This is a genomic window from Ureibacillus xyleni, assembly GCF_900217795.1.
Lineage (GTDB): Bacteria > Bacillota > Bacilli > Bacillales_A > Planococcaceae > Ureibacillus > Ureibacillus xyleni.
Genome location: NZ_OBMQ01000004.1, coordinates 41,879 through 58,359, shown reverse-complemented (window position 1 = coordinate 58,359; position 16,481 = coordinate 41,879). Strand labels below are relative to the sequence as shown.

Here is a 16,481-nt window from a genome sequence, read left to right as displayed (position 1 = left end):
GATATTTTATATGTTTACTTCAACTCGTTCAAGTATTATTTTTTATTAAAAAAACCACTTCCTATCTTTTCAACTAACGCAGGAGCTATTGCATAAAGTTTACTTGTGATTGACATATATTTCGGAAGGTTTACTTCTCTAACTGGCTTTTCAATTGTTTTAATCACTTCATTTGCAACATGTTCTGGTTTTAATAAAAAACGTTCAATGGAAGCACGATAACTATTAGATGAATCTGCTTTTTCTATAAAAGGCGTATCAATCGGCCCTGGGAAAACCGTTGTGACGGGAATATGAAAAGGTGCTAGTTCCATTCTTAGACCATTGGAAAATCCCGTTATTGCATGTTTTGACGCAGCATATACACTTGCTTTTTTGGTTGCCACTTTGCCCGCTTGAGAACCGATAAAAATAATATGTCCATGTTGTTGTGCAATCATTTTTTGCGCAAAACGGTTTGCTAAAAGAATTGGTGCTCTAACATTAACATCTAACATCAAGCCAATTTCGTCATCAGTTAAGTCAAAAGCATTTTGGAAAACACCAACACCTGCATTTAAAATAGCCACATCTATAGAAGGAAGTTTATTTGTAACTTCTTCAATATCCTCGATTTTTGAAAGATCTGCCTTATATACAGTTGCTCCTAATTGTAATAAGGTTTGCAAGGAAGCTTCATCACGACCGGTTGCATAAACTATATACCCTTTTTTTAAACAACCTTCTGTAATAAATCGACCAATTCCACTTGTTGCTCCAGTTATAAATATACTTTTATTCTTCATATATAAACGAATAATCCTTTCTGATAGTTTCCATAATACTTTACATTGGGTGTTAGAAAAAAGGATGCCCCCTTGAGACATCCTTTAGTTGATACTTATTCTATTCCTAATAATTTATACATCTCATCTTTAGACAGTAAAAAATCTGCTAGTGTATAACCATCTAAAACTTTTAAGTATGCATTTAATGCTTCATTAAGTGCGAACTTTAATCGGCATGCTGGAGATATTTTACACATATTACTTTCACTATCAAAACATTCAACAATATGAAAATCTTCTTCTGTATGCCTTACAACTTGACCAAGATTAATTTCTTCTGGTTTTTTATTTAAACGAATACCACCGCCACGACCGCGAATTGTTTCAATTAAACCTAATTGGCCAAGATCATATGTAACCTTCATTAAATGATTTTTGGAAATATGATAAGTATCTGCAATTTCTTGAATTGTCGACAATCGATCTTCACCTTTTATACCAAGATAAAGTAATACACGTAACGAATAGTCTGTATATAATGTTAAACGCATATTCGACACCACTCTTTCTTTTCCCATTATAACATTATATTTACCAATTAAACGATAATGAAATTTTACATTATCAGAAACTTATTAAAAGATGTATTTTAAATACTACATTTGTGTCTAAATTGTTAAAGATGTATTTTTCATATTGCTTTTATTCTTTGCCGAGTTTATAGTTAATTTTGTAAGCGCTAACTAAAATTTATAAAATTTAAAAGGACGTGATTTAATGTTATCACAACAAACAATCGACATTATCAAATCAACAGTACCAGTTCTTGAACAACACGGCGTAACAATTACAAAAACATTTTACAAAAACATGCTTTCTGAAAACCCACAATTATTAAATTACTTTAACCATGCAAACCAACAACAAGGACGTCAACAGACAGCTTTAGCAAATTCTGTATATGCTGCTGCTGCTCATATCGATAACCTAGAAGCAATCGTTCCTGCAGTTATGTTAATTGCACATAAACACCGTGCTTTAGGAATTTTACCTGAACATTATCCAATCGTTGGTGCAAACCTACTTCGTGCAATCAAAGAAGTACTTGGCGATGCAGCTACTGACGATATTATCAATGCATGGGCTGAAGCTTATGGTGTAATTGCTGATGTATTCATCTCAGTGGAAGAAGACTTATACCAAAAAGCAGAAGCAAATGGCGGATGGCGTTTATTTAAACCATTCAAAGTAGCTAAAAAAGTAGTTGAAAACGAAGAAATTACTTCATTCTATTTAGCTCCAGAAGATGGACAAGCGTTACCAGAATTCGTACCTGGTCAATATATCACTGTACGTGTAAAACCAACTGGATCAGAGTATTTCGCAAACCGTCACTATACTGTTTCACAACCTTCAAACAACAATGAATATCGCATTTCAGTTAAACGTGAAGACGAAAATAGTCCTGCAGGTGTAGTATCAACTTTCCTACACAATGAAATCAATGAAGGCGATACAGTAGAATTAAGTGCTCCAGCAGGTGAATTTACTCTAGTGGATAACAATAACCCTGTATTATTCGTAAGCGGTGGTATTGGTGTTACTCCATTAAATACAATGCTTCAAACAATGGAACTTGGACGCAACGTTACATTCTATCAATCAGCACGTAACGAAAAATCAGTTGCTTTCAAAGAGCAAATTGAAAAGAAAATTGAAGAACTTAACGGCACATACAGAATTCACTATTCTGATGCGCAAGGCTATGTAACAAAAGAAGACTTAGCACCATATATTCAACCAAATACTGAAGTTTACGTATGTGGTCCAGCTCCATTCATGGAATCAGTTATTTCAATTGCGAAAGAACTAAATGTAGCAACAGAAAACATTCATTTCGAATTCTTTGGTCCATTAATGACTGTTAACGCGTTACAAAACGCTTAAATTTTAAACTCTAAAAAACTCATTGATCATTTCCCTATCACTAAAAAACCCCAAAGCAAAGGATACACCCACCTTTGCTTTGGGGATATTTTATTTCAAATGAGAATAATACAATACTCCATCGATTAATTGTCCCTTTACTGCCCCTTCTTTTTCCAAATAATCCAGGTATCCTACTGTTTTCGACAAAGTTAAACCTAATTGTGATTTAAAGACTTGTGCATAAAGTTCCATTGTTAATTCAAAAACATTTTTTGGTGTTGAAAGTAACTCCAATACTTCCATTGCACGATGTTGATCCTTTAATAGACGATTTGTAATCAGTTCGTTAACATTTTCCAAATTCTTACCATGTCCTGTGTAGAGTTTTGTTACATTCAATTGTTTTAAAATTTCTAATGAATGATGGTATTGGACAAGCGATTTCGGACGTTCTAACGATAAATCAACAGGTGGTTCTACTAATGGATTCGAGGCAATATGTTCTAACAATAAATCACCGCCGATCATTTCGTTAGACTTTTCATCTAAAAAGATAAGATGGCTTTGGGCATGACCAGGAGTATAATAGGCTCTTAACCCGGGATGACCAGAAATCTCTTCACCATCACAAATATATTTCGTTAACGGAGTCGTTCCTAGCATTTCAAGTTCTTCTCTCACCTGTACAATTTTTTCAATATAACGCTCTGGAACCCCCTGTAGGCGTAAATGTTGTCGATAAAATTCATTACGATAATTAATAAACTCCGTTGTTTGCTTCATCCAATGATCAACATATTCATGTCCTAACACTTGTGCTCTCGGAAATGCATCGACCCAACCAGCATGATCTGGATGATGATGGGTTAAAATAACCTGTTCAACATCTTCCAGTTTGTAGCCAGCTTCGCGAATGCCCCATCTTAACGCTTCGTAAGCTTCTTCTGTTTTCGGTCCAGCATCAAATAATGTTAAGCAATCTCCTTTTACTAAAAAACAATTTACATCCCCAACTGGAAATGGAGTCGGCAAAATGATTTTATGTATATTCATGGTTTAACCCCCTAATATAATGCGAAAACATATTCTCCAATAATGAATAGCTGTTCATATTTTATCCCTTTTTCTTCAATTCGTCACGTCTGTATATTGACAGAAATGAAAAGAGTGAATATAATTTCAATAATTCAAAATTTTTTAAATGCGATGATGAAGCCAAGTAAATGAATTCAAGGTTTAAAAGAGAGTGCTGCATTTGGTGTGAGTAGCATAACCCGCTAAATTCATTGAACCTACTTCGGAGCTGCTATGAAAACATGGCCGTATTCTCTGCGATAATGGGAACAATGAGTTGTGTCGAGTAAATCGGCAAACAAAGGTGGTACCGCGGAAACTTCAAGCGTTTTCGTCCTTAAATATTAGGACGAAGCGCTTTTTTTATTTCGTCCTTTGAATAGTTGAATTGTTACAACATACACATCTATTAATGGAGGGAATTTCATGCAGAAAATTTTATTTGTTGGTGCTGGATCAATGGCAGAAGCTTTAATTCATGGATGGGTTGAAGAAGAAGTTGTCCCAGCTCATCATCTTTATGTTACAAACCGTTCTAATATTGAAAGATTAGTATATTTACAAAATCAATATGGTGTGAACATCCTTACTAATAATGAAGACATTTACCAAATGGACTTAATCATCCTTGCTATGAAACCAAAAGATGTAAAAATCGCTATTGACTCCATAAAGCCTTACATAGCCCCTGAAACAGCAGTATTATCAGTAGTTGCTGGAATTGCGATTGAAACAATTGAAGAAGGGCTAGGAAGTAGACCCATTGCACGTGTAATGCCAAATACGTCAGCAGCAATTGGAATGAGCGCTAGTGGAATTGCGTTTAACTATCAAGTAACGAATGTTCAAAAAGCTTTATATCTACAAATGCTCGAAGCAATTGGTATTGTAATCGAAGTGGATGAAGATAAACTCCATGCTATTACAGCACTTTCAGGAAGTGGTCCAGCATACTTATATTATCTATTAGAAGCATGGGAATCTGTTGGTACTGAATTTGGTTTATCGAAGGAAGTTGTTCGTAAGTTAATGGTTCAAACGATTGCTGGTTCAGCGGCAATGCTACAATCGGTGAAAGAAGAACCTGATGTTTTGCGTCGAAAAGTAACCAGTCCAGGTGGTACAACGGAAGCTGGTATACGTGCTTTAGAGAGCAATCATTTTAATGAGGCAATTTACGCTTGTATTAAAAGTGCCGAAGCAAGATCTCGTGAATTAGCAAAAGGGGAATAAATATATTTATCAGGTGGTCGAAACTATCATTTTTCTATCATCAACCTATTATTTGGAATATTCTAAATTTACTGCATTATTTCCTAGGAAATGCATGTTTTTTCTATTTCACTTTGTCGAATCGACTCATATTGACCTACTTAAAATATCAAATTTTTACACAAATCTACAGAATACAAGAAGAAACGCGTGGCAATTGTTGAAAATTGCACACGCGTTTTTTTGTTTTAATTCTATTAAATGCTTTAGATACTCTTATTTTCCAGCTGAAATCGGCTAGGCTCTAACGTTGGTTTTAACTCCTCCAAGAAGCCAATAAGTACCCTCTTTAATGGCGTAATTAGCGGGTGTCGAGCCCAAATAAGCCGAATTAAATATTTCTATAAAACTCCTGCTTTTATTCTCTTTACTATCGAATATGTTGTATATATCGCCATTGGAGTAAGTACTGCACAAACAATCAGCCATAAATTTAAAGCATTAGCTGCTTTTAAAGTTGAATAGTTTGTTGTAATATAAACGATTACTCCAAACAGTAATATATAGCTTAACACATTCGGAAATATTACTAATAGACGTAACACAGCAGGACTCATTCTCGGTTGATTCATAATATCCCCTCCCCATTCTCTATCATACATGAATATCACTCGAAATATCTATATTTTTCTATAACATTCATACACTATCTCTATTGGGGTGAGATTTATTTATAATTTATATTTCCCTGTAGTAGTTTGCAATTCATTTGAAATGTTATATAAAGACTCTAGTGATTTCTTCATTTCATTCATATTGGACAGCTGTTCTTCACTATGATTAGCCATGGATTCAGCTAATTTCGTTGAGTTTTCGGATAGCATTGCAACCCCTTCTAAAGAAGCCGTTATTTCCTCGGTACTTGCCGCCATTTCCTCAGATGCCGCTGAGACGTTTTCAACTTGATCACCTATAACTTTAATTCTTTCGGTAATCTCGTAGAATGTTTTATGTGCTTTATTTGCTATGTTCCGTCCACCATCTAATTCTTCTGAGACTCCTATTATTGCTTTTACAATATCATCTGTTTCAGTTTGAACGTTTTTAACAACCGTTGAAATGTGCTCAGCTGCAATTCTTGATTCCTCTGCTAATTTTCTAACTTCATCTGCCACAACGGCAAATCCTTTTCCTGCTTCCCCTGCACGTGCAGCTTCTATTGATGCATTTAATGCCAATAAGTTCGTTTGATCAGAAATTCCTGTAATAACTGCTGTAAATTCTCCAATACGATTCGAAAGTTTTACTAGCGCTTTACTATTTTCCACAGAATTTTTCGTTTTTTCGTTTAAATTGTTTAATTGAACAATTAGTTCATCAACGGTGTGTTGGCCTATAATTGCAGCATCTTCTGTTTTGTTGGATATACTCGAAATCTCCATGATAGATGATGTAATATTCTGAATTCCCTTAGCAAGTTCTTCCATCGCATAGGCACTATCCTCAGTACTTCTATATTGAGTAATTGTATCATTCACAACATTTCCCGATTCATTTTTAATACCAATAGATGATGAAATTGTTTGATTCGACAAAGCTTGTATGTCTAACGTGGCAGCATGTAATGATTGAGATTTTAGCTTTAATTCGGACATAATTTTTTGAAAATTATCCATTAATGCGTTTGTTGACATGACAAGTTGCCCAATTTCATCCTTTGAATGCAGGTCAATGCGTTTTGTTAAATCCGCATCACCATTACTTATTTCTTGTAATGAATTACTTACCTGTGAAATACGCTTAATTTGTCTTGTAATAGACCAGCTAATTATTAACATAATAATGCATACAGCAAGTATAGCAGCAACAACAGTACTAATTAAAATTGATGATAATACTTCATTTGATATGGAAATGGCTAAAAAAGTGCCATTTGAAAGAGGCTGTATATAATTCATTACCTTATGATTTTCGTATTGACCTGAAAACTTGGAAAGTCTAGCAGCTGCAAATTGTGATGTATCAAAACCAACTGCCTCAAGGGATTGTTCAGATGTAGCGGCAATTGCATTTCCTTTTGCATCCACAACTGCAGCATAAAGAACCGTTTCATTTAAGTAACTATTAAGCTGATTCATATAATACTGCTTACCAATTTGCTCCTCTAAATCTACTAACTTTTGACCATTTCGACCCACTTGAATAATTTGAGGATTTTCTGGATTCCAGCTACCAACCCCAACAAATTTATAGAAAAGTCCATCTATATCACGAGTTTGTGCCGGCTGAACAACCGTCTTTGCCTCGCCACTTATTAGTTTCATATATTCGTAGGCTTGCCCGTTTGGATCAGATCCGAAGTTGAAATCGACCTTAGGAGCAATCGAAGTAAGCGTAGTATTGCCCTCGCTATCTGTACTCCATATTTCATCAATCCCACCACGTTCTGCCAAGATTTTTAAGTCTTCATGAGTTGCACCATTTGCAAGAATCCAAGAAATCAAAACAGACTCTGCAACCATCTCCTGTTCCATAATTTGTTCAGAAACATCCCGTGATAATATTGCCCCTTCCAAACCTAGAGTAATAGATTGGACTAATGCTTCCCCTTGTTCCTGTACATTTTTACTTGTTGCTGTATAAATATAAGTTGCAAATCCAGTGATAATTAATACTACTACAATTAAAATTGGAAAAATCATTTTCCATTTAATCGAATTTAACACCTCAAAACCTCCTATAAATTTCCCTTTTATTTCTAGTAACTATAAATATTTTCATTATTCTAGCAAATTGTTACAAATATAACAAACTCTTTTTTATGAATTTTGTAATATATTAATTTTTACTAATATATCCATTAATAACATCATAAATCTTTAATTCCTCCTATTCTTTTTTAACTTTACTGATACCTAGCTCTATTATCATAACGAACCTATCCCCAAAGTTATTTTTATGCTACATAAATGTATTCGATAAGATATCTAAAGTATGATAACCATAAAGAAGAATGGAGCAAGCAATGACTTTTTTTATCAAAGTAGTCAAAATAAAAAACACCTCCAATAAGGTGTTTTAATATTGTTATTCTTCCGTTAGTCGTTCATCTTTCCAAAAATAGTGTGAATAATCCTTTGCAATAAAAGTATTATTAAATACGTTCTTCGCATCCTCTAATAACCTTTGTATATCTGTCGGAAGGAAACGCGCACTAATATGGTTTAAAATTAAACTTTTTGCTCCTGCTTCCTTTGCTATTGTGGCTGCTTCAATGTTAGTTGAATGGCCATAATTTGCAGCTAAGTGGGTTGTAGCGTGATCGAATGTTGCCTCATGTACAACAATATCAGCATCTTGACTCAAAACTAAAGCATTTTCACAATATTTTGTATCTCCTAATATTGTAACCGTAAACCCCTTCCTTGGTGGTGACGTTACATCTTTACTAAAAACGACCTTTCCGTCATCTAAAGTCACATCTAGTCCATTTTTCAATTTCCCTAGAAGTGGGCCTTTTGGAACATTCAATGCCCGTGCTTTATCAATTAATAATTCACCTGGTAGAGGTTTTTGCTCAATCCGATATCCAAAACACGGAATAACGTGCTCAAGCCCTTTTGCAGTTACTATCATTTGTTCGTCTTCGAAAACTATGCCATCCTGAACTTCTATAAATTCCATTGGATACGTGATATGCGTATTTGATAATAAAAACGTGCTTTCCACCCATTCCTTTAAGCCTTTTGGTCCGTATAACGTAAGCGTCTCCTCTCCCCCAAGAAAAGATCTTGAACTTAACAAGCCTGGTAAACCAAATATATGGTCTCCATGTAAATGGGTAATAAAAACTTTTTCAATTTTACGTGGTCGAATCGTTGTATGTAGAATACGGTGTTGCGTTGCTTCTCCGCAATCAAAAAGCCAAATTGTACCGCGCTCTTCCAATAACTTTAAAGCAAGCGCACTCGTATTACGCTCTTTTGATGGCATACCCGCGCCAGTTCCTAAAAATTGTAGTTGCAATGATTGTACCTCCGATGTTGATTAATACTTATTAAGCTACATTCCTATTCCTTTAAATCTTCAAAAAAATCTTTGCTAAAACTTGTTTTGGAGGCAAAGCTTTGTTTTTTTCCAATTTCTACTCCCTTTTTAATAATACCTTTCCCAAATTTTCGTTCCATCTCATCAATTAGTTCGTATATTGGCTCTTGCTTTGCATATTCTTCAAAATTAAAAATTGATAGTTGTTGGACAGATTGTTTTCGATCTAATACATTGGAAACTGTTATTCCTAAAAGTCGAATTGGTTCCCCGTCCCAAGATTTTTGGAATAACTTAAATGCTTCTTCAAAAATAACTTCTTTTTGATAGATAGCATTTTGAAATGTTTTACTTTTTGTATGATTATGCCAGTTTGCATCACGAATTTGAATGCTTATGGTCGAGCCACAAAGATTTTTAACATCTAATCGCTCTGCCACTTTTCCTGCAAGCATTTCAAAGATTTTTTCCAACTCCTCCATATCTGTTTCATCAAATGGAAGGGTTGTGGAATTTCCCACACTTTTTGTTTCATAAATTGCATCTGGATCAACCATTCGACGGTCTTCTCCATTCGCTCTTGCCCGTAATCTTACACCATTTTTCCCTAATAGTTGGCGTATTACATTTTCTTCAATTTTGGCAAGCTCTTCAATCGTTTGTATATTAATAGATGCAAGTTTTTTCGCAGTACTTTCTCCAATACCATGCATTTCAATTACTGGTAGTGGCCACAATTTGCTTGGCACATCGCGTTTACGTAACACGGTAATTCCCATAGGTTTTTTCATATCTGAAGCAGTTTTTGCTAAAAATTTATTTGGCGCTATCCCAATTGAGCAAGGTAAATCTAACTCATTAAATATGCGAACTTGAATTTCCTTGGCAATGTCGATGGGATGTCGCTCTTTGGAGAGTTCGGTAATATCCATATATCCCTCATCTATCGAAACTGGCTCAATCAATTTCGTGTAGCTTCTTAGGATCGTAAACATGGCTTTTGATGCTTGACGGTATTTCGGAAAATCGGGAGGTAAAAGAATAAGTTCCGGACATTTTTGTAAAGCCTCGCCAACATTCATCGTTGTATAAACCCCTTTTGCTCTTGCTTCATAAGAACTTGTGACAATAATTCCACGGCGTTCTTTTGGGTTTCCGGCAATTGCAATCGCTTTTCCTTTTAAATTAGGATTATGGGATTGTTCTACAGAAGCATAGAAACTATTCATATCTACATGGAATATAATACGAGCCTTTGACATGACATTTCCTCCAACAACATCAATAATGGTTACTAAATTTTATCATACTCTACGCGTCGATTGCTTTTACCATCTATTTGTCTCGACAATAATTTTTACGAAGTTCTAACCTTCGACAAAAATACATAATGTATACCAAAGAGAAAAGAAATTTGGAGAAGGGACAAGATTTTTAAAAATTTTTTTAAGGAGTTGTTATAATGGGTGCAAAATGGATTAAGTTTGCTGTCATCTATTTAATTATTGGCATTGCATACGGCTTATTCATGCATTATACCATTCAACTTCAATGGAAAACTTTGCACGCACATATTCTTGTTGTCGGTTGGTTATCGACAGGTCTTATAGGTGCTATTTATTCAATTTATAAAGATGCGGCAAAGACAAAATTAGCAGTTTGGCAATTTTATTTACACAATATTGGGCTTCCGGTTCTTTTAGTAGGCATGTTATTCGTCCCAATATTAAAAAGTGTACCTTTCTGGCTGTTTGAACTATGTGTTACTGGCGGAGGGTTAGCATTTGCTCTTTCTATCATACTTTTTATCATCAATGTGTTTAAAAAGGTAGCTTGAAAGAACCTTCTCTTCTCAATTTTAAGGTCTCGCAAATTAGTAGGGCACTGAAAAAGTCGATTTTAATAAATTTTTATAATAAAAATACGCTCAGATCTTTTAGGAAGTGGGATTCACGAAGACTCCTACGGGAACAGCTTGAGCTGAAGACCCCGCAGGAGCTTGCGACGAGGAGGCTGAAGCCAAGCCCGTGGAAAGCGAAGTGGATCCCACCTTCTATTTAGAAGCAAATAATTACTATAAATTTTTATCGGTATTTAGTTTTTCAGTGGCTTCCAAATTAGCGGGATCTTTTTTTTTCAACTTTCGCAGTTCGTTGTAAAACTTAGAACTATTTAGGTTAAAAACTAAAAGAGAAAGATTTTTTTACATATTTATATGGTTACAGCATCACTACAATTCTTTTTGGAGGGACACTACCAACTGAAACTATATTAATCCAACAACTTTATAAGTGAAACAGAAATGGGAGATTTTATGCAACCATTAGCGTTTATTACTATTATTACATTCCTTGTTACCTTAGGATTTATCCTTTGGAGACCTCGTAACATTAATGAATCAATTCCTGCAACGATTGGTGCTTTAATAATTATTCTTTGCGGAACTGTGACTTTGCCGGACTTACTTATTATTTTGAAAACGATTAGTGATGCTGCAATAACGATTATCGCAACAATTGTAATGGCAATCGTGTTAGAAAGCTTTGGATTCTTTAACTGGGTTGCAGAGAAGTTGGCGGAAAAAGCAAAAGGATCTGGCATTCGATTATTTTGGTATGTGAATTTCTTATGTTTTCTGATGACGCTTTTCTTTAACAACGACGGAAGTATATTAATTACAACACCAATACTCATTATGCTATTAAATAATATGGGCTTAAAAAACCATCAAAAAATTCCATACTTATTATCAGGAGGTTTAATCGCTACAGCATCTAGTGCACCTATTGGGGTAAGCAATATCGTAAACCTCATTGCGTTAAAGATTGTCGATATGAGTTTATACTCACATACTGCAATGATGTTTGTTCCATCTACATTAGGATTATTAATACTTGTCGCTCTCCTATTCCTCTACTTTCGAAAAGTCTTACCAAAAACTGTACCTACAAAAGTAACAGGGATGTCACTACCTTCTTACCATCCAATTAAACAAGGTTCATTCCAAAAAACGAAGAAGGATCGCGATAAATTTATGCGCAACGTCCTTCTATTTGTTTTTGCAGTACGTGCAAGTTTATTTTTAGCATCGTATTTCTCCATTCCTATCTCTGTAATGGCGGTTTTTGGCTCTCTAGTTTTACTATGCTGGAGATGGGCATACTTAAAAATTTCCCCGGTTGATATGATCAAAAAAACGCCATGGTATATTATTGTTTTTGCCTTTAGTATGTATGTCATTATTTATGGGTTGACGAATATTGGGCTAACAGATTGGCTCATTGAAACAATGAAACCAATGATTCAAGGAAACCTGTTAAATACTAGTGTATTAATGGGCATTCTTCTCTCTGTTTTATCCAATATTTTCAATAATCACCCAGCACTAATGGTTGGCACCATTACATTAACTAATTTAGGTCTCGATCCTCTATCCTTAAAAGTTGCCTACTTAGCCAATGTAATCGGAAGTGACATGGGCTCCCTATTACTACCTATGGGAACACTTGCAACGTTAATGTGGATGCATATTTTAAAAGATGGCAAAATCAAATTTAGCTGGTGGCAATATATAAAAGTCACCATAATAGTTATTCCTCCAACGACAATATTCACATTAATACTTCTTTATTATTGGGTTACTTGGTTATTTTAATGTTGAAGTTACTACATTAGAACCTATGGGGTAATAAAATCGGGGAAAATGCAAGTTGCCTCCAAGTTTATTCACGATATGAATAAAAGGTTAAATACAAATACGATACTCTTCTATTTTGTCCCTCAAAAAAAAAGAGTTCATTAGTAGGCCACTGGATTTATGTGTCAGTGGCCTACTTTTTATTAACTCTCCTAAAAATTAAAATCAACCCAACTTTTTACTCTTGGGATATTCACGTGTTGATTATAAGATTGGTCCTTTACAAACACTTTTGTTGGTACATCACTTAACGTTTCTAAAACTGCAGGCTTATCATCAAAATAAAAATCTAATTTTAACTCTTTGATGATATTTATTTTTTCATGATCTTGCATGCCACAATAAAAATGTGCATCCTCTACCGGAAACCCTTTTTGAACTACCCAATTTCTCGTTTTCGGGCAATAGTTTGCTGGACGAGAAGTAATATAAAATATTTCGTGTCCATCTTGAACAAGTCTATTTACAAAATCTGTCGCTCCTTCAAAAGCTGGACAATCGGTAAAATAAATTTCTTCAAGCAAACTATTCCACATTTGATTCCCTTGCTCTTTATCTAATCCAAATGCTTCATGAATTTCAACTGTTTTAAGCTGTTGAAAAATTTCTAAACTAACATTTTGATTTAGTTTTTTATTGTAAATATGAAAAGCATGTTCACGTAAATTTATTAATGTATCATCTATATCAAAGCCAAATCTCACTTGTCTACTTCCTTTATGAATAAAGAACAAATTGAGTAGCAAAGGTTTGCTCTTTTTCAATTTGTATCTTTTGTAGTTTTTCAATTTCTTTTTTACGTTGTGTTGCACAACTTAATAAATCTAAATCGGTTATTCGATGTTGCGTTAACAGTGTTGCTAAAGTATCGGCATCTTTTAAGGCACTATTTAATCCAAAGGCTCCAGTAGGCGTCATTGTATGAACTGCATCGCCAATTAATGCAACGCCATCTCTCCCCCACTCTTCTGAAAAATTGCTATGCACATCTAACAACACAAAATCGTGCCAAGATGTAATATTTTCTTTTACGGTTTGTTCTAGTTGTGGAAATGCCTTAATTAACTTTTCGATAAAAGGGGTAAAGGGTTGCCTCCGCAGTTCAGTAAACGAACCTTCACGAATATTCCAACCAATTTGGATAAATCCTTTCGCTTGGGTAAATAATGATAGCTGCATGTCATCAATTAAAGCCATTTTAATGGAAGGTTCCCAATCAGGGGGTGCTGGAATTTTAGCCCATAATAAGTCATATCCATGCTTTCTTATTTCTACATCGATTCCTACCTTTTTACGAACAGTAGAATAACGACCATCCGCCCCAATCGTTAAATGACAATGAATCATGATTTCATTACCATTTTGAATTGCTCTTACACCTGTAAAACTCCCTGACTCATCTTGAATTAAATCCTTCACGGTTGTTCCTGTCATTAACGTGAAGTTCGGATATTTTTTCGCTTCATTAATAAGAACATTTAACAGGTGAGCTTGTGGAACATGTATGCCTAAGTGTCCTACTGATGGATCAGGGTAAATGGTCTTAAATAGTTTTCCATTTTCCCAATATTCCAGTGTCTCCATTCTAAGTAGCCCAAGTTCTTCAATTTTCGAGAAAAGATCGTGTTTTTTTAATATCTCTTCCCCTTCTTCATTTAAATGCTCCCCACGAAATTCTTTAAATACTTCTTTATGCCGTTCAAGTAATATAACCGTCATACCTTGTTTCGCTAATAAATACGCAAGCAATGCTCCACCTGGGCCTGCGCCAACAATACAAATATCTGTGTTTATGTTCATTTTATTCACCTAGTTTAGGATAAGCAGTAATGAGTAAATCTACACCTATTTGCTCCACCTTCTCATATTGAAGTTCAAGCGCTTCATCCATTGTGCTAACATCTGGACCAGTGAATGGTGATTTCGAGTTTCGACCGCCAAGTATTTTTGGTGCAATGTAAACAAGGAATTTATTAATTAATCGGGCTTTTAAAAATGAAGCATTCACCTCTGCTCCACCTTCAACTAAAAGGTCAGTAATTCCTAATTTATATAATTCATCGAGCATTTCTTCTAAATTTAAGCCATTTTGATTGGAAACCGTTACGATTTGAATTCCTTTATCTTTCAGCTGCTTTATTTTTGAAGCTTCTGCCGCGTTCGAACAAACGATAATTGTAGGTGCAACAGAAGTGTCCGTTACTTGTGCTGTTAATGGAATTTTAAGTTCACTATCTAAAATGATTCGGGTAGGGTTTTTCCCTTTTTGATTTGGAAGTCGCGTTGTTAGTGCAGGATTGTCCGCAATTACTGTACCAATGCCAACCAAAATGCCATCCACTTCATTGCGCAGTTCATGTACTTTTAGTCGCGCTACATCACTTGTAATCCATTTTGAATGACCAGTGTGTGTTGCAATTTTCCCATCTAACGTCATGGCAAACTTTGATGTAACAAATGGACGATTTGTCAACATATTGTGAATGAATCGTTCGTTTAATTTTCTAGCTTCTTTTTCTAGTAACCCAACTTCTACTTCAATCCCCGCATCACGTATGATATTGATACCTCGTCCAGCAACAGAAGGATTAGGATCCGTTGTTGCTACAACCACTCGACTTACTTTAGAGTCTTTAACTAAATTGGCACATGGTGGTGTTTTTCCGTAGTGCGAACACGGTTCTAATGTAACGTATAAAGTTGCACCTTCCGCATGATGGCCTGCCATATTAAATGCATGAACTTCAGCGTGGGGTTCGCCTGCTTTTCTGTGGAGGCCTGTCCCAACGATGACCCCATTTTTTACAAGAACTGCTCCAACAACAGGGTTCGGGTTCGTGTTTCCCTTTGCTGAAGCAGCTAAATCTAATGCTAATTGCATATAGTCTGCATCTGTCTTCATTACATTGACTCCTTAGACGATTAGTTGCTGTTCTGGAATGTGACCAGATTTCTTCACCTTTGTTTCAAGGTAATGGCGATTTGTTTCGGTTACTCCACCCCATAACGGAATATGATCGTGAGCAAGCAAACCGTGTTCTTTTAACGCTTTTAGTTTTTTCGGATTATTCGTAATTAATGTAACAGGTTTTGAGCGTAATGCTTCTAAAACCGTAATTGCTTCCTCATAATTACGCGTGTCATCTTCAAACCCTAACGCATTATTTGCTTCAACCGTGTCATAGCCTTCTTCTTGTAATAAATACGCTAATGATTTTGAAAATAGCCCAATTCCACGCCCTTCATGGTTTGCTAAATAAAAGATTGCTCCACAACCATGGTTTTTAATCATTTTCATCGATTCATGTAGTTGATAGCCGCAATCGCATCGCTGGCTCCCAAAAATGTCGCCAGTATGACAAATGCTATGCATACGAATAATTGCGTCATCACGATTTTCAAAATCCCCATAAATTAGGACAGAAGATTGTTGTTTAGACGCTAAATCTAAACCTATGATCGCATCTAAAATTAATTCTTTTGTAGAATATTGTTTATCAATATTTAACCATGTATACCATTGAAATGTTATTTGGAACTCACCTTGTTTTATTGGTAATTTCACTGGTCCAACCAAGCAAATATTTTCTTTATCATTAAATGGCACAATTTTCATTTTGTTCATTAATATATCTTTCGTTTTAGAAATATTACCCATTAAATCATCACCCATCTAGTTTAGTTATGTCGTTATATTATATGACTTTAGTTACTTTTTGTAACCAAGTATAATTTGATAAGTGTTTAATGTCAAT

General features: G+C 35.0%; 15 protein-coding genes and 1 other annotated feature. Of the genes, 4 read left to right on the top strand and 11 right to left on the bottom strand.

Features of this window, described 5'->3' with window-relative positions:
* Positions 1 to 35: 35 nt before the first annotated feature.
* Together CRO00_RS07320 and CRO00_RS07315 are read right to left on the bottom strand one after the other, a co-directional pair.
* Positions 36 to 785 carry an SDR family NAD(P)-dependent oxidoreductase gene (locus CRO00_RS07320; RefSeq protein WP_097073263.1) on the bottom strand — a complete coding sequence of 250 codons (750 nt, stop codon included), beginning with the start codon at positions 783 to 785 and terminating at the stop codon, positions 36 to 38.
* A 95-nt stretch (positions 786 to 880) separates the two neighbouring features.
* Positions 881 to 1,318: an Rrf2 family transcriptional regulator gene (locus CRO00_RS07315; protein WP_097073030.1), complete on the bottom strand. Its 438-nt coding sequence runs from the start codon at positions 1,316 to 1,318 to the stop codon at positions 881 to 883.
* A gap of 226 nt (positions 1,319 to 1,544) precedes the next feature.
* Between CRO00_RS07315 and hmpA the strand changes: the two genes are divergently transcribed.
* Positions 1,545 to 2,714, top strand: a complete 1,170-nt coding sequence (gene hmpA / locus CRO00_RS07310; RefSeq protein ID WP_097073029.1) for an NO-inducible flavohemoprotein — start codon at positions 1,545 to 1,547, stop codon at positions 2,712 to 2,714.
* Between the two features lie 90 nt (positions 2,715 to 2,804).
* Here hmpA and CRO00_RS07305 read toward each other — a convergent pair whose 3' ends face one another.
* On the bottom strand, positions 2,805 to 3,749 hold the full coding sequence (locus CRO00_RS07305; protein ID WP_097073028.1) for an MBL fold metallo-hydrolase: 945 nt from the start codon (positions 3,747 to 3,749) through the stop codon (positions 2,805 to 2,807).
* 144 nt (positions 3,750 to 3,893) lie between these two features.
* Positions 3,894 to 4,112: a binding site (T-box leader), on the top strand.
* An 84-nt stretch (positions 4,113 to 4,196) separates the two neighbouring features.
* On the opposite strand from CRO00_RS07305, the gene proC reads away from it, so the two are divergent.
* A complete protein-coding gene (gene proC / locus CRO00_RS07300) occupies positions 4,197 to 5,003 on the top strand; it encodes a pyrroline-5-carboxylate reductase (RefSeq protein WP_097073027.1) in 807 nt (268 codons plus the stop codon).
* Between the two features lie 380 nt (positions 5,004 to 5,383).
* Here the strand turns inward: proC and CRO00_RS07295 are convergent, their stop codons facing one another.
* The 4 genes from CRO00_RS07295 to CRO00_RS07280 form a co-directional block, all read right to left on the bottom strand.
* The gene (locus tag CRO00_RS07295; RefSeq protein ID WP_097073026.1) at positions 5,384 to 5,614 is read right to left on the bottom strand and encodes an acyl-phosphate glycerol 3-phosphate acyltransferase; all 231 of its coding nucleotides are present in this window, start codon (positions 5,612 to 5,614) and stop codon (positions 5,384 to 5,386) included.
* Positions 5,615 to 5,713: 99 nt separating this feature from the next.
* Positions 5,714 to 7,708, bottom strand: a complete 1,995-nt coding sequence (locus tag CRO00_RS07290; protein ID WP_097073025.1) for a methyl-accepting chemotaxis protein — start codon at positions 7,706 to 7,708, stop codon at positions 5,714 to 5,716.
* Positions 7,709 to 8,069: 361 nt separating this feature from the next.
* Positions 8,070 to 9,008, bottom strand: a complete 939-nt coding sequence (gene rnz / locus CRO00_RS07285; protein WP_097073024.1) for a ribonuclease Z — start codon at positions 9,006 to 9,008, stop codon at positions 8,070 to 8,072.
* 44 nt (positions 9,009 to 9,052) lie between these two features.
* The gene (locus CRO00_RS07280) at positions 9,053 to 10,291 is read right to left on the bottom strand and encodes a DNA polymerase IV (protein WP_097073023.1); all 1,239 of its coding nucleotides are present in this window, start codon (positions 10,289 to 10,291) and stop codon (positions 9,053 to 9,055) included.
* A 200-nt stretch (positions 10,292 to 10,491) separates the two neighbouring features.
* Between CRO00_RS07280 and CRO00_RS07275 the strand changes: the two genes are divergently transcribed.
* Positions 10,492 to 10,866: a hypothetical protein gene (locus CRO00_RS07275; protein ID WP_097073022.1), complete on the top strand. Its 375-nt coding sequence runs from the start codon at positions 10,492 to 10,494 to the stop codon at positions 10,864 to 10,866.
* Between the two features lie 465 nt (positions 10,867 to 11,331).
* A complete protein-coding gene (locus tag CRO00_RS07270) occupies positions 11,332 to 12,684 on the top strand; it encodes an arsenic transporter (RefSeq protein ID WP_237658348.1) in 1,353 nt (450 codons plus the stop codon).
* A gap of 194 nt (positions 12,685 to 12,878) precedes the next feature.
* Here the strand turns inward: CRO00_RS07270 and CRO00_RS07265 are convergent, their stop codons facing one another.
* The 4 genes from CRO00_RS07265 to CRO00_RS07250 are packed head-to-tail and all read right to left on the bottom strand — an operon-like array spanning position 12,879 to position 16,351.
* The gene (locus CRO00_RS07265; RefSeq protein WP_097073021.1) at positions 12,879 to 13,430 is read right to left on the bottom strand and encodes a 5' nucleotidase, NT5C type; all 552 of its coding nucleotides are present in this window, start codon (positions 13,428 to 13,430) and stop codon (positions 12,879 to 12,881) included.
* Positions 13,431 to 13,443: 13 nt separating this feature from the next.
* Entirely contained in the window at positions 13,444 to 14,526 is a 1,083-nt protein-coding gene (locus CRO00_RS07260; RefSeq protein WP_097073020.1) for an FAD-dependent monooxygenase, read from the bottom strand.
* Position 14,527: 1 nt separating this feature from the next.
* A complete protein-coding gene (gene ribD / locus CRO00_RS07255; protein WP_097073019.1) occupies positions 14,528 to 15,628 on the bottom strand; it encodes a bifunctional diaminohydroxyphosphoribosylaminopyrimidine deaminase/5-amino-6-(5-phosphoribosylamino)uracil reductase RibD in 1,101 nt (366 codons plus the stop codon).
* Between the two features lie 12 nt (positions 15,629 to 15,640).
* Positions 15,641 to 16,351, bottom strand: coding sequence for a GTP cyclohydrolase II (locus CRO00_RS07250; protein WP_419865867.1), 711 nt, complete (start codon positions 16,349 to 16,351; stop codon positions 15,641 to 15,643).
* Between the last annotated feature and the right edge of the window lie 130 nt (positions 16,352 to 16,481).